This is a genomic window from Streptomyces sp. DH10 (assembly GCF_029813805.1).
GTDB classification, from domain to species: Bacteria; Actinomycetota; Actinomycetes; order Streptomycetales; family Streptomycetaceae; genus Streptomyces; species Streptomyces coeruleofuscus.
Genome location: NZ_JARVKU010000003.1, coordinates 357301 through 370998, shown reverse-complemented (window position 1 = coordinate 370998; position 13698 = coordinate 357301). Strand labels below are relative to the sequence as shown.

Below are 13698 nucleotides of genomic sequence, written 5' to 3'. Positions count from 1 at the left end.
GGCGCCGATCACGGACACCAGCGCCTCGAAACCGCCCTCCACCGCGCCATCCGGCCCGAAGGCAACCACGCGCCCCCATACGCCAACACGCGCCCCGCCAGGGCCAGTTGGACACACAAAAGGGCCTGGTCACTCACCCGAGTGACCAGGCCCTTCCTCGTCCCGTCCTGGGGGCTAGCGACTACCGCCGGTGCTGCGAGTCCGCCACCGTCACCTCGACCCGCTGGAACTCCTTCAGCTCGCTGTACCCGGTCGTGGCCATCGCCCGCCGCAGCGCGCCGAAGAGGTTCATCGAACCGTCGGGCGTGTGGGACGGACCCGTGAGGATCTCCTCGATCGTGCCGACCGTGCCGAGGTCGACCTTCTGGCCGCGCGGCAGCTCCTCGTTCACGGCCTCCATGCCCCAGTGGTTGCCCTTGCCCGGGCCGTCGGTCGCGCGGGCGAGCGGGGAGCCCATCATGACCGCGTCGGCGCCGCAGGCGATCGCCTTCGGCAGGTCGCCGGACCAGCCGACACCGCCGTCCGCGATCACGTGCACGTACCGGCCGCCGGACTCGTCCATGTAGTCCCGGCGGGCCGCGGCCACGTCGGCGACCGCCGTCGCCATCGGAACCTGGATGCCCAGCACGTTGCGCGTGGTGTGCGCGGCGCCACCGCCGAAGCCGACCAGCACGCCCGCCGCGCCCGTGCGCATCAGGTGCAGGGCCGCGGTGTACGTGGCGCAGCCGCCGACGATCACCGGGACGTCCAGCTCGTAGATGAACTGCTTCAGGTTCAGCGGCTCGTGCGAACCGGAGACGTGCTCCGCCGAGACCGTCGTACCGCGGATGACGAAGATGTCCACGCCCGCGTCGACGACGGCCTTGGAGAACTGGGCCGTGCGCTGCGGGGAGAGCGCCGCGGCCGTGACCACGCCCGAGTCGCGCACCTCCTTGATCCGCGCGCCGATCAGCTCCTCCTTGATGGGCGCGGCGTAGATCTCCTGGAGGCGCCGGGTCGCCGCCTCGACGGGCAGCTCGGCGATCTCGTCCAGCAGCGGCTGCGGGTCCTCGTAGCGCGTCCACAGACCTTCGAGGTTCAGCACGCCGAGGCCGCCGAGCTCGCCGATACGGATGGCGGTGGCCGGGGAGACGACCGAGTCCATGGGAGCGGCCAGGAACGGCAGCTCGAAGCGGTAGGCGTCGATCTGCCAGGCGATCGAGACCTCCTTCGGGTCCCGCGTACGGCGGCTGGGGACGACGGCGATGTCGTCGAAGGCATACGCCCGGCGGCCGCGCTTGCCGCGCCCGATCTCGATCTCAGTCACGTTGGTGGCCTTTCCCTGTTGCGTTTCAGCGTCTTCCAGTATCGCCGACGGGTATGACGAAGGCGGCCCCGGATGCTCCGGGGCCGCCCTCGCCGTGCCTCACGCGCGCGTGGCCGTCACTTGCTACGGCTGTAGTTCGGCGCCTCGACCGTCATCTGGATGTCGTGCGGGTGACTCTCCTTGAGGCCCGCCGAGGTGATCCGGACGAAGCGGCCCTTGGACTCCATCTCCTCGATGGTGGCGGCACCCACGTAGCCCATGGTCTGGCGCAGACCGCCGACGAGCTGGTGCAGCACGTTGGCCAGCGGGCCGCGGTAGGGCACCTGGCCCTCGATGCCCTCGGGCACGAGCTTGTCGTCGGCCGCCACCTCCGCCTGGAAGTAGCGGTCCTTCGAGTACGATTTGCCCTGACCCCGGGACTGCATGGCGCCGAGCGAGCCCATGCCGCGGTAGGACTTGAACTGCTTGCCATTGATGAACTGGAGCTCGCCGGGCGACTCCTCACAGCCGGCGAGCAGGCTGCCCAGCATCACCGTGTCCGCGCCGGCGGCCAGGGCCTTGCCGATGTCGCCGGAGTACTGGAGACCACCGTCGCCGATCAGCGGGACGCCCGCCGCACGGGCCGCGAGGGACGCCTCGTAGATGGCGGTGACCTGCGGAACGCCGATGCCGGCGACCACGCGCGTGGTGCAGATCGAGCCGGGGCCGACGCCCACCTTGATGCCGTCGACGCCGGCGTCGATCAGCGCCTGGGCGCCGTCACGGGTGGCGACGTTGCCGCCGATCACGTCGACACCGACGCTCGACTTGATCTTCGACATCCAGCTCAGGGCGTTGCTGTTGTGGCCGTGCGAGGTGTCGACGACCAGGAAGTCCACCCCGGCCTCGGCCAGCGCCTGGGCCCGCTCGAGCGCCTCGGGGCTGGCGCCCACGGCGGCACCGACGATCAGACGGCCCTCGGCGTCCTTCGCGGCGTTGGGGTACTGCTCGGCCTTGACGAAGTCCTTGACCGTGATGAGGCCCTTGAGGATGCCCGCCTCGTCGACCAGGGGAAGCTTCTCGATCTTGTGGCGGCGCAGCAGCTCCATGGCGTCGGCGCCGGAGATGCCGACCTTGCCGGTGACCAGCGGCATCGGGGTCATGACCTCGCGCACCTGACGGGAGCGGTCGGTCTCGAAGGCCATGTCACGGTTGGTGACGATGCCGAGCAGCTTGCCGGCCGGGTCGGTGACCGGGACACCGCTGATGCGGAACTTGGCGCACAGGGCGTCGGCCTCGGCCAGCGTCGCGTCCGGGTGCACCGTGATGGGGTCGGTGACCATGCCGGACTCGGAGCGCTTCACCAGGTCGACCTGGTTGACCTGGTCCTCGACGGAGAGGTTGCGGTGCAGTACGCCGACGCCGCCCTGGCGGGCCATGGCGATCGCCATGCGGGACTCGGTGACCTTGTCCATCGCCGCGGAGAGCAGCGGGATGTTCACCCGGACGTTGCGGGAGATGCGGGACGAGGTGTCGACCGCGTTGGGGAGCACCTCGGATGCACCCGGCAGCAGCAGCACGTCGTCGTAGGTCAGCCCGAGTGTCGCGAATTTCTCGGGCACGCCGTCGACGTTGGCAGTCATGACACCTTCCCCAAATGGCCTTGATCGGTGCGGATGTCCATGCTAACGGGAAGCAGAGAGCCCGAATTCCAGTGTTCCGCCTGACCGGGGGCTTCGTATCTTCGTACGGAACCGGCGCACCCCCTGTTCAACGAAGGCACTACTGCTCGGCGAGCGCCCTCAGTCTGCTCAGGGCCCGGTGCTGGGCCACACGGACCGCGCCGGGTGACATTCCCAACATCTGCCCCGTCTCCTCCGCCGTCAAGCCCACCGCGATCCGCAGCAGCAGCAGCTCGCGCTGGTTCTCCGGCAGGTTGGCCAGGAGCTTCTTGGCCCATTCCGCGTCACTGCTGAGCAGGGCGCGCTCCTCCGGGCCCAGGGAGTCGTCGGGCCGCTCGGGCATCTCGTCCGAGGGGACGGCCGTCGAGCCGGGGTGCCGCATCGCCGCGCGCTGGAGGTCGGCGACCTTGTGCGCGGCGATCGCGAAGACGAACGCCTCGAAGGGGCGCCCGGTGTCCCGGTAGCGGGGCAGCGCGAGGAGCACCGCCACGCAGACCTCCTGGGCGAGGTCCTCCACGAAGTGCCGGGCGTCACCCGGCAGGCGGGACAGACGGGTGCGGCAGTAGCGCAGGGCCAAGGGGTGGACATGGGCGAGCAGGTCGTGCGTGGCCTGCTCGTCCCCGTCGACGGCGCGGTGGACGAGCGCGCCGATCGCCCCTTGGGCATTGACCGCCTCGTCGTCGCGCATCGGTCCATGGTGCCTTGCGGCCGCCTGGTCCGTGGCACCGCGCCCGTTGTTGTGCACCGAAGCGTTATGAGCAGGTGCGCCGGAACTCATACCCTGCGCCCTCCCCTTCCGCTCGACCGACTCGTCCCCGAGGAACTCCACACCCTCAAGGATGCGGCATCCGCGGCGAAACGAGCAGCGGGCATCCGGCGGACCCCCGGCCCGCCCCCGCCGACCTGGCTTTCCGTGCCCCCATTGCGACCGCCGCCACACCCGCGGCTGTCCCCGGGGCATGCCGTTCGGACCATCCCCGGGGTGTGGGTCCTCGTAGGCACCCTGCCGAGCTCTCGGCCTCGCTGGGGCAGGGCGGTACCCCCATGGGCGTTGTCGTCGGCCACCGGCCTGCGCGGGCACTCGTGCGGCTCGCGCCGGATGCCGCGCGTAGAGGCCGGCCCGATCCGAAGGTCAGGCCCCAGGAGGTGTCCGCGAAGCCCCGTCCGTCCCGCGACGTCCGGTACCTCCCCAAGCTCTTCGAGCAGGGGGGACCCCCACTCGCCGCACCGGGCGAACACCGGTGTGCAACCAGTACGCGGGCGCCCGCCCGGCACGCCGAGAGCACGCACCGAACGCCGCAGCGCCCGCCCTCCGGGCGGACGCCGGGACTGTGCGGACACCCTCTAGCGCACCAGACCCCACCGGAAGCCGAGCGCCACGGCGTGGGCCCGGTCCGAGGCGCCGAGCTTCTTGAACAGGCGCCGGGCGTGTGTCTTGACGGTGTCCTCGGAGAGGAACAGCTCGCGGCCGATCTCGGCGTTCGAGCGGCCGTGGCTCATGCCTTCGAGGACCTGGATCTCACGCGCCGTGAGCGTCGGCGCGGCGCCCATCTCGGCCGAACGCAGCCGGCGCGGGGCGAGCCGCCAGGTCGGGTCGGCCAGGGCCTGGGTCACCGTCGCGCGGAGCTCCGCGCGGGAGGCGTCCTTGTGCAGATAGCCGCGGGCACCGGCGGCGACCGCGAGGGCCACACCGTCCAGGTCCTCGGCGACGGTGAGCATGATGATGCGCGCACCGGGGTCGGCGGACAGCAGCCGCCGGACCGTCTCGACGCCGCCCAGTCCGGGCATGCGTACGTCCATCAGAATCAGGTCCGAGCGGTCGGCCCCCCAGCGGCGGAGGACTTCCTCGCCGTTGGCCGCCGTCGTCACGCGCTCTACGCCGGGCACGGTTGCGACCGCGCGACGGAGCGCCTCTCGGGCAAGCGGGGAGTCGTCGCAGACGAGGACGGAAGTCATGACCGCCCTCCGCAGCTGATGCGCGTCACCTTGAGCCTCCAGGCTGGTACGAAATCGTCACCTGTGCGGTCGACCGTCTCGGACGCCCGCCCGAGCGCTTGTTCCTTCAACCGCCTCGCACTCTCAACGACGGTCACTCGAAAGAGTTACGGGGGCGGCTGACATCTTCGGCACTCTACGTGAGGGGCCGGACACGGTGCAGATATGCGCAACAGACCCTCGAACTTTCATCACAAGCTATGCCCCATTCAGACCCATTTCTTCCGCTTTGCCGGTGTCTGGAGCTAGATTCGCAATGAGTCATATTTTCATCTCCTTAGATCGTAGTTGTACGGTCGTGGACACCGGATCCGCCCAAAACGGCTACAAGGGGTCACGTAATGGCAGATTTCTCCCGCCTTCCCGGACCGAACGCGGACCTGTGGGACTGGCAGCTGCTGGCTGCCTGTCGCGGGGTGGACAGCTCGCTCTTCTTCCATCCGGAGGGCGAGCGCGGTGCGGCTCGGAGCGCTCGCGAGAACTCGGCCAAAGAGGTCTGCATGAGGTGCCCGGTGCGTGCCGAGTGCGCCGCCCACGCGCTGGCGGTGCGTGAGCCGTACGGCGTGTGGGGCGGGCTGACCGAGGACGAACGCGAAGAGCTGATGGGGCGGGCGCGCAACCGGCTGGTGTCGGCGTCGACATCCGGCGGGCACGCCGCCTCGAACACCTGAAGGAACGTTTCTGCGGACGGGCACGCACACGCGTGCCGTTGGTTTTTGACGCGCTTCCACGGCGCCCGGACGCCCGGGCCCGTCACCACCGTGGTCGCTAGCGGTGGCCCGCCCGTGCCAGTTGGTCGAGCGTCGCCGCGACCGCCGGGACCTGTGCGAGGTCGGGCAGGGTGAGCGCGACGATCTCCCGGCGCACCGCCGGTTCCAGCGTCACGGCCCGCACCCCCCGGGGCCGTACGGACTCGACGGCCAGCTGGGGCAGCACGGCCACGCCGAGGCCGGCGCCCACCAGGCCGGCGACCGCCGGGTAGTCGTCGGTCGCGAAGTCGATGCGCGGGGTGAAGCCGGCCGCCGCGCAGACCTCGACCAGCTGGCCGCGGCAGCGGGGGCAGCCGGCGATCCACGGCTCCCGCGCGAGCTCGCCGATCGCGACGGACTCCGCGCCCGCGAGCCGGTGCCGCTCCGGCACGAGTGCCACGAGCCGGTCCGTCAGCAGCGGCCGTACGACCAGGTCCTCCCACTCCTCGGCGCCCGCCGCTCCCTCGTAGCGGAAGGCGAGCGCCACGTCGCAGTCGCCCTCGCGCAGCATGCCGACCGACGCGGGCGGTTCGGCCTCCTCCAGGAAGACCCGGGTGCCTGGGTGCGCGTCGCGCAGTGCGGCGAGGGCCGTCGGCACGAGCGTGGAGCTCCCGCTGGGGAAGGAGACGAGCCGGACCCGCCCGGCCCGCAGCCCGGCGATGGCGGCGACCTCCTCCTCCGCGGCCGTGAGCCCGGCGAGGATCCCGGCGGCGTGCCGCACCAGCGCCTCGCCGGCCTGGGTCAGGCGCATCTCGCGTCCCGTGCGGATCAGCAGAGGTGTGCCGACGGAGGCTTCCAGGGCCTTCATCTGCTGGCTGACGGCGGGCTGGGTGCAGCCCAGTTCGCGTCCGGCGGCGGAGAAGGAGCCGGTGGTCGCGACGGCGCGCAGTACGCGGAGATGGCGAGCTTCGATCACCCTTCGAGGATAAGCGACCCTTTGAAGCGGCTCCCAATAATGCGTCGACGCTTTGGGGGCGGGTCGCCTACCGTGCGGGCATGAGGCTTCTGTCTGTGAATCTGGGCCGTGCCAGGGCTGTGCCGTACACGGACAACCCGGAGGGTGTGACCGGAATCGACAAGCAGTCGGTGGACGGGCCGGTGCGGGTGTCGGCGCCCGGGCCCAAGGGCGTCGGCGGGAGCGGGCTGGCCGGGGACGCGGTGTGCAAGCTGGAGCACCACGGCGGCGACGACCAGGCGGTCTACGCGATGGCCCGCGAGGACATGGACGCGTGGGAGCTCGAGCTGGGCCGGCCGCTGGCGCACGGGGCGTTCGGCGAGAACCTCACGACCGAGGGCCTCGACGTCTCCGGGGCGCGGATCGGCGAGCGCTGGCGTGTCGGGCCCGAGGTGCTGCTGGAGGTCACCTGCGGGCGGATCCCGTGCCGCACGTTCCAGGGCCACCTGGGCGAGAAGCAGTGGGTGAAGCGGTTCACGCGGCGAGGAGCGCCCGGGGCGTATCTGCGGGTGATCGAGCCCGGTGAGATCCGGGCGGGGGACCCGGTGGAGATCGCGCACCGGCCGGACCACGACGTGACCGTGGCCCTTCAGTTCCGCGCGGTGACCACCGAGCGGACGCTGCTGCCGCGGCTGCTGGCGGCCGGCGAGGCGCTGCACCCCGAGTCGCTGAGGCTGGCGCGGGAGTACGCGGAGAAGCACGGGGCCTGACGGCCGCTCGCCGTGCGGGTCTCCACCGACCCTTCACCGGGGAGGCCCCCGCACGGAAGCGGACGCACATGGTCCAGGTCACTAACCTTCTGCCATGACAACGGCTCTGATTACGGGATCGACGGCAGGCATCGGGGCCGCGTTCGCGCGGCGACTGGCGGCGGACGGGCACAACCTGGTGCTGGTGGCCCGCGACACCAAGCGGCTCCGGGAGCAGGCGACCGAGCTGCACGACCGGCACGGCATCGAGGCGGAGGTGCTGACGGCCGACCTCGCCGAGGACAAGGGCATCGAGTCGGTGGCCGACCGGCTGGGCGACCGGAAGAACCCCGTCGACCTGCTGATCAACAACGCGGGCTTCGGCAACAAGGGACGCTATCTGGACGTGCCCATGGCCGACGAGCTGCGGATGCTGAAGGTGCACTGCGAGGCGGTGCTGCGGCTGACGTCCGCGGCGACGGAGGCCATGCGGGAGCGCGGCCGCGGCGGCGTGGTGAACGTCGCGTCGGTGGCCGCGTTCGTCCCGCGGGGCACCTACGGCGCGTCCAAGGCCTGGGTCGTGCAGTTCTCCCAGGGCGCCGCACGCGACCTGGTCGGCAGCGGCGTACGGCTGATGGCGCTCTGCCCCGGTTTTGTCCGCACCGAGTTCCACGAGCGGGCCGGCATGGGCACGGACAACATCCCGAGCTGGATGTGGCTCGACGCGGACAAGCTGGTGGCGGCGGCACTGCACGACCTGGCCCGCGGCAGGACGCTGTCCATCCCGGACCCACGCTACAAGGCGCTGATGGGGGCGGCGAAGCTGGTGCCGCGGGGCGTGCTCGGGGCCGTCTCGTCCAGGACGGGCCGGAAGTACGGGCCGCAGTAGGCGCGGGCGGGAAGGGCGTCGACGAGGATCGCCCGGCGACCGGTCCCCCGTGCGCACATGCCGTCATGGTGCCGGAGCCCCGACAGGCACAGCGCGCCTCCGCCCAGGACAATGGAGCTGTTCAGCCGGACCCAGGGGGGCCGGAGGCGAGAGCATGACCTTCGTACAGCTCATCGAATGCAGGACCAGCCGGCTCGACGAGATGAACCGGCTGATGGACAGGTGGGTCGAGCAGACCAAGGGGAAACGGACCGCTACGCACAGTGTGGTGGCGAAGGACCGGGCCGACGCCTCGCACATCGTCGAGATCGTGGAGTTCCCGTCGTACGAGGAGGCGATGCGGAACTCCGGGCTTCCGGAGACCGACCGGATCTTCCAGGAGATGGTGGCGCTCTGCGACGAGACGCCGACGTTCACGGACCTGGACGTGGTGCGGGACGAGCAGCTGTACTCGGCCACCGCGCGCAGGTTCTTCGAGCTGGCGCCCGGGCAAGGTGCGGCCCCCGCGTTCAACGACGTCTTCATCGAGGACTACCACGACCACGATCCCGCCAGAGTGCAGGACGTCATCGGGCTGGACGCGATGCGGCGCGAGGTGGAGGTGTGGCGGGGCGGGTTCGACTTCTCGTTCACGATCGAGGACCAGATGGCCCAGGGCGACCGGGTGTGCACCCGGTGGACCTTCCGGGGCAGGCACAAGGGCGACTTCCTCGGGATTCCGCCGACCGGGCAGGACGTCACCATGACCGGGACGACCATCCACCGCTGCACGCCGGACGGGAAGATCGCCGAGGGCTGGTGGCAGTACGACCGGCTGGGGCTGATGCAGCAGCTCGGGGCGCTGGACCCGCTGGAGTTGTGAGCCGCGCAGGACCGGCCTACGGGAGAAGCCCCCGTTCCGCACGAGGCGGGACGGGGGCTTCTCTCACGAGGTCGGTGCCTCAGTGGGAGTGGCCGTGGCTGTGGCCTCCGGCCGCCGGCTCCTCCTCTTCCTTCTTCTCGACGACCAGGGTCTCGGTCGTGAGCAGGAGGGAGGCGATGGAGGCGGCGTTCTCCAGGGCGGAGCGGGTGACCTTGACCGGGTCGATGACGCCGGCCTTGATCAGGTCGCCGTACTCGCCGGTGGCGGCGTTGAAGCCCTGGCCCTTGTCGAGCTCGGCGACCTTGGAGGTGATGACGTAGCCCTCCAGGCCGGCGTTCTCGGCGATCCAGCGCAGCGGCTCGACGACCGCGCGGCGGACGACCGCGACACCGGTGGCCTCGTCGCCGGTCTTGCCGAGGCTGCCCTCGAGGACCTTGGCGGCGTGGACCAGAGCGGAGCCACCACCGGAGACGATGCCCTCCTCGACCGCGGCGCGGGTCGCGGAGATGGCGTCCTCCAGACGGTGCTTGCGCTCCTTGAGCTCGACCTCGGTGGCGGCACCCACGCGGATGACGCACACGCCGCCGGCCAGCTTCGCGAGGCGCTCCTGGAGCTTCTCGCGGTCCCAGTCGGAGTCGGTGCTCTCGATCTCGGCCTTGATCTGGGCGACGCGGCCCTGCACGTCGTCCTTGTTGCCGGCGCCGTCGACGACCGTGGTGTCGTCCTTGGTGACGGTGACGCGGCGGGCGGAGCCGAGGACGTCCAGACCGACCTGGTCGAGCTTGAGGCCGACCTCCTCGGAGACGACCGTGGCGCCGGTGAGGACCGCCAGGTCCTGCAGCATCGCCTTGCGGCGGTCACCGAAGCCGGGGGCCTTCACCGCGACGGCGTTGAAGGTGCCGCGGATCTTGTTCACGACCAGGGTCGACAGGGCCTCGCCCTCGACGTCCTCGGCGATGATCAGCAGCGGCTTGGAGGAGTTGGACTGGATGACCTTCTCCAGCAGCGGCAGGAGGTCCGCGATGGCGGAGATCTTGCCCTGCGTGATGAGGATGTACGGGTCGTCCAGGACGGCTTCCATGCGCTCCTGGTCCGTCACGAAGTACGGCGACAGGTAGCCCTTGTCGAAGGCCATGCCCTCGGTGAAGTCCAGCTCCAGACCGAAGGTGTTGGACTCCTCGACGGTGATGACACCGTCCTTGCCGACCTTGTCCATCGCCTCGGCGATGAGCTCGCCGACCTGCTGGTCCTGGGCGGACAGCCCGGCGACGGCGGCGATGTCGGACTTCTCGTCGATCGGGCGGGCCGAGGCGAGCAGGTCCTCGGAGATCGCGGCGACGGCGGCGTCGATGCCCTTCTTCAGGGCGGCCGGGGAGGCGCCGGCGGCGACGTTCTTCAGGCCCTCGCGCACGAGCGCCTGGGCGAGCACGGTCGCGGTGGTCGTACCGTCACCCGCGATGTCGTTGGTCTTGGTCGCCACCTCCTTGACCAGCTGGGCACCGAGGTTCTCGTACGGGTCCTCGATCTCGACCTCGCGGGCGATCGTGACACCGTCGTTGGTGATGGTGGGGGCGCCGAACTTCTTGTCGATGACGACGTTGCGGCCCTTGGGGCCGATCGTCACCTTGACCGTGTCGGCAAGCTTGTTGACGCCGCGCTCGAGGGCGCGACGGGCGTCCTCGTCGAACTTCAGGATCTTCGCCATGGGAGCGTGAGCCCTCTTCCGGAATCAGGGTTAACGGCACTGCGCCCCGGGCGCCCGGCTTCTTATCGATCGCGGGGGGCCAGGGGCGCAGCTCAAAGCAATGTGCTTGGGGTGAATTACTTCTCGACGATCGCGAGCACGTCACGGGCCGAGAGGACGAGGTACTCCTCGCCGTTGTACTTCACCTCGGTGCCGCCGTACTTGCTGTAGAGCACGACGTCGCCGACGGAGACGTCGAGCGGAAGACGGTTGCCGTCCTCGAAGCGGCCCGGGCCCACGGCCAGGACGACGCCCTCCTGGGGCTTCTCCTTGGCGGTGTCCGGGATGACCAGGCCAGAGGCGGTGGTCTGCTCGGCGTCGAGCGGCTGGACCACAATGCGGTCCTCGAGCGGCTTGATGGCAACCTTGGAGCTGGTGGTCGTCACGATCCGACCTCCCCCTTCGGAGATCTCACGGGGTTAACTGTCTGAGGTGGCGACCAGGTGGATCCGTCGTCGCGGGTGCCGGACCTGCCCGTCGCTGTGTTGGCACTCTCCAGTGGGGAGTGCCAGAGCCGAGACTATGACTGCGATTAGCACTCGGTCAAGCGGAGTGCCAATTGCCGGCGGCGCGTCGGCCGTGGAGCCGGGTCGGCGGACGTTTGTGCTGGGCACCCGGCGTCGGGGTCCTGGCCTCTGGGGGCCGGCGCCATCCGGCGCCCACAGGTTCAGAGGTAGTCCTCCAACCGCCCCACCCGCAGCCCCCTTCCCTCGATCTCTCGCAGCAGGCGCTCCGTCCGTTCGGTCAGCGTCAGGGTGGCGGTCTCGCCGGACGGCAGCGAGATGACGTCGCCGGGGCGCAGGCCGGGCTTGCCGCGGGTGTACGTCAGGGCGCCGTCGGGTCCCAGGGACGCCCTCCAGAGGACGACCGCCCGGATGCCGCAGTCGGCGGCGGCGCGCAGGGTCGTCGTGTCGTACGCCCCGTACGGCGGGCGGAAGAGGCGGGGACGGATGCCGAAGCGGGAGCGGAGTTTGTGCTGCTGGCCGCAGATCTCGGCGCGCTGGCCGGCATAGGGCAGGCCGCGCAGGGCGGGGTGGTCGAGGGTGTGGTTCTGGATGGACGCGCCGACCGCGCGCAGGCGGGCGAAGTGGCCGTAGCCGGGCCCCACGACGCTGTCCGTGAGGAACATGCTGACCGGGAGCCGCCGTTCGCGGACGAGGCCGATGAAGCGGGGGTCGCGCTCGGCGCCGTCGTCGTAGGTCAGGAAGACCACCCGGTCGCGGGTGCGGACGTGGTCCACGACGGGCGGGAGACCGCGTCGGTCACCTCGGTCGTCCCGGTCCGGCCAGCGGACGTCGCTCGACGCGTGCGTCGGTGACTGGCCCCGGCCGTCCGCCGCCGTCCGCTCCCCCGCGGCCCCGGCGCAGCCCGCCAGCAGGATCACCCCCGCGCACACCACGGCGACCGGCGACCGCCGCCTCACAGGTAGTCCTCCAGCCGGCCCACCGCGTACCCCTCGGCCGTGACCTTGTTCAGGAAGCGGCGGATCATGTCGGGCATCGTGCCCTGCCACTGGCCGCGGCCGCGGAAGTGGGTGAGGACGATGTCGCCCGGGTGGAGTTTGCGGTCCCACTCGCGGTACTCCCAGCGGTCGGCGAAGACCTCCTCGTTCCAGAGGGGGACGTACTCGATTCCGCAGGCCTTGGCGGCGCGCAGGGTCGCCCTGTCGTAGCTGCCGAAGGGCGGGCGGAAGAGGACCGGGCGCTTGCCGTAGCGCTTCTCGATGAGGCGCTGCATGCCGCAGATCTCGCGCTTCTGCGCCCGGTACGACAGGCCCGGCATATAGCGGTGGCGGAGGGTGTGGTTGTTCAGGACCACACCTGCGTCCTGCATCTTCTCGAAGTAGCGGTAGTCGTCCTTGATCAGGTAGCCGCTGAGGAAGGCGCTGTACGGGATCTTCAGGTCGCTCATCATCCGCAGGAACGCCGGGTCCTTCTCGGCGCCGTCGTCGATGGTGAGGAAGACGACCTTGTCCCGGGTGGGGACCGTGGTGAAGACGGGCGGCAGGTTCCGTCGCCGGTGGTCTTCCACCTCGAAGCCCTCACGGGTCCTGATCCTCGGCTTCTTCTCTGGGACCGGCGGGGCGGTCAGAGGGACCCTTCTCAGTCCCCAGCGCTGCGCCGCGACGATCCGGGCGGCGTGCGCGGCGCGCAGCTTGGAGGCGTAGGAGTCGAGCGCGCGGGCCGGGGGCGCGTCAAGGGGCTGCTGGCCGCCGGCCGGGGGGATCCGGCCGCTGTCGCCCTGCGCGCAGCCCGAGGCGATGGCGGCGAGGGTGAGCACGGCGAGGCCGATCCGCACACCGCCAGATGCCCGGCTTTTGTCATTTTGTACGACTGCTCGCATGATGCGGGATCCTCGCAGCCGGCCTTCCCGGATCGGCCCCGACACCGCGACCGGCGGCGCACCATCCACCGACTGGCCCACACGCGGTCCGGTCCGGCTCCGCGCGCACGCGGACGGACCATGCCGGTTCACCCGGGCCGGGGCCGGCCTTCGGGCGAGCACGCGGACGGAGCACGGACCAGGTCCGCGGGCCGGGCCGGACCGGGCTGGGCTGGGCAGGACCGGGCTGGGTCGGGCTGCGCCGGGCCGGACCGCGCCGGGCCGGGTCATGCCGTGCCGCGCCGCGCCGGGTCGCCCCGGGCCGCGCCTGGGCCTGCCCGGCACGGCGGACCACTGGGTCGGCCGTGCCGGTTCCGGCGGCGCCGCAGGATGGCGGAGCCGTTTGCGCCGCTCCCGGCGCAGCCGGGGCAACCGGGGCAGCCGGCGCCGTCGGCGCAACCGGGGCAGCCGGGGCAGCCGGCGCAACCGGGGCAGCCGGGGCAGCGGACGCCCGCAGAGCAGGAGC

Annotated in this window: 13 protein-coding genes; 4 read left to right on the top strand and 9 right to left on the bottom strand. The window is 71.1% G+C overall.

Annotation, left to right across the window (positions count from 1 at the left end):
- Window positions 1-181 precede the first annotated feature (181 nt).
- The 4 genes from QC385_RS08695 to QC385_RS08680 all read right to left on the bottom strand — a co-directional run bounded on the left by QC385_RS08695 (window position 182) and on the right by QC385_RS08680 (window position 4923).
- On the bottom strand, window positions 182-1306 hold the full coding sequence (locus QC385_RS08695) for a GuaB3 family IMP dehydrogenase-related protein (protein ID WP_279540658.1): 1125 nt from the start codon (window positions 1304-1306) through the stop codon (window positions 182-184).
- Between the two features lie 116 nt (window positions 1307-1422).
- A complete protein-coding gene (gene guaB / locus QC385_RS08690) occupies window positions 1423-2928 on the bottom strand; it encodes an IMP dehydrogenase (RefSeq protein WP_279540657.1) in 1506 nt (501 codons plus the stop codon).
- Window positions 2929-3067: 139 nt separating this feature from the next.
- A complete protein-coding gene (locus tag QC385_RS08685; protein ID WP_010036508.1) occupies window positions 3068-3655 on the bottom strand; it encodes a sigma-70 family RNA polymerase sigma factor in 588 nt (195 codons plus the stop codon).
- A gap of 656 nt (window positions 3656-4311) precedes the next feature.
- On the bottom strand, window positions 4312-4923 hold the full coding sequence (locus tag QC385_RS08680) for a response regulator transcription factor (protein ID WP_003948568.1): 612 nt from the start codon (window positions 4921-4923) through the stop codon (window positions 4312-4314).
- 380 nt (window positions 4924-5303) lie between these two features.
- On the opposite strand from QC385_RS08680, the gene QC385_RS08675 reads away from it, so the two are divergent.
- Window positions 5304-5633 carry a WhiB family transcriptional regulator gene (locus QC385_RS08675; protein WP_086561542.1) on the top strand — a complete coding sequence of 110 codons (330 nt, stop codon included), beginning with the start codon at window positions 5304-5306 and terminating at the stop codon, window positions 5631-5633.
- Window positions 5634-5730: 97 nt separating this feature from the next.
- On the opposite strand, the gene QC385_RS08670 is transcribed toward QC385_RS08675, so the two are convergent.
- Window positions 5731-6627, bottom strand: coding sequence for a LysR family transcriptional regulator (locus QC385_RS08670; protein ID WP_279540656.1), 897 nt, complete (start codon window positions 6625-6627; stop codon window positions 5731-5733).
- A gap of 80 nt (window positions 6628-6707) precedes the next feature.
- Here QC385_RS08670 and QC385_RS08665 point away from each other — a divergent pair, with 80 nt between their 5' ends.
- The 3 genes from QC385_RS08665 (at window position 6708) to QC385_RS08655 (ending at window position 9106) form a co-directional block, all read left to right on the top strand.
- Window positions 6708-7376 (top strand): MOSC domain-containing protein, encoded by a 669-nt coding sequence (locus QC385_RS08665; protein WP_279540655.1) that lies wholly within the window; start codon window positions 6708-6710, stop codon window positions 7374-7376.
- A gap of 94 nt (window positions 7377-7470) precedes the next feature.
- A complete protein-coding gene (locus QC385_RS08660) occupies window positions 7471-8244 on the top strand; it encodes an SDR family NAD(P)-dependent oxidoreductase (RefSeq protein WP_279540654.1) in 774 nt (257 codons plus the stop codon).
- Between the two features lie 154 nt (window positions 8245-8398).
- Complete coding sequence (locus QC385_RS08655) at window positions 8399-9106, top strand: ester cyclase (RefSeq protein ID WP_279540653.1); 708 nt, start codon at window positions 8399-8401, stop codon at window positions 9104-9106.
- 79 nt (window positions 9107-9185) lie between these two features.
- On the opposite strand, the gene groL is transcribed toward QC385_RS08655, so the two are convergent.
- From groL to QC385_RS08635, 4 genes are all read right to left on the bottom strand, one after another.
- Window positions 9186-10811 carry a chaperonin GroEL gene (gene groL, locus QC385_RS08650; protein WP_279540652.1) on the bottom strand — a complete coding sequence of 542 codons (1626 nt, stop codon included), beginning with the start codon at window positions 10809-10811 and terminating at the stop codon, window positions 9186-9188.
- Between the two features lie 116 nt (window positions 10812-10927).
- Complete coding sequence (gene groES, locus QC385_RS08645) at window positions 10928-11236, bottom strand: co-chaperone GroES (protein ID WP_003974211.1); 309 nt, start codon at window positions 11234-11236, stop codon at window positions 10928-10930.
- A 281-nt stretch (window positions 11237-11517) separates the two neighbouring features.
- A complete protein-coding gene (locus QC385_RS08640; protein WP_279540651.1) occupies window positions 11518-12273 on the bottom strand; it encodes a polysaccharide deacetylase family protein in 756 nt (251 codons plus the stop codon).
- Entirely contained in the window at window positions 12270-13193 is a 924-nt protein-coding gene (locus QC385_RS08635) for a polysaccharide deacetylase family protein (protein WP_443032860.1), read from the bottom strand. The genes QC385_RS08640 and QC385_RS08635 overlap by 4 nt, the downstream gene beginning before the upstream one ends.
- Between the last annotated feature and the right edge of the window lie 505 nt (window positions 13194-13698).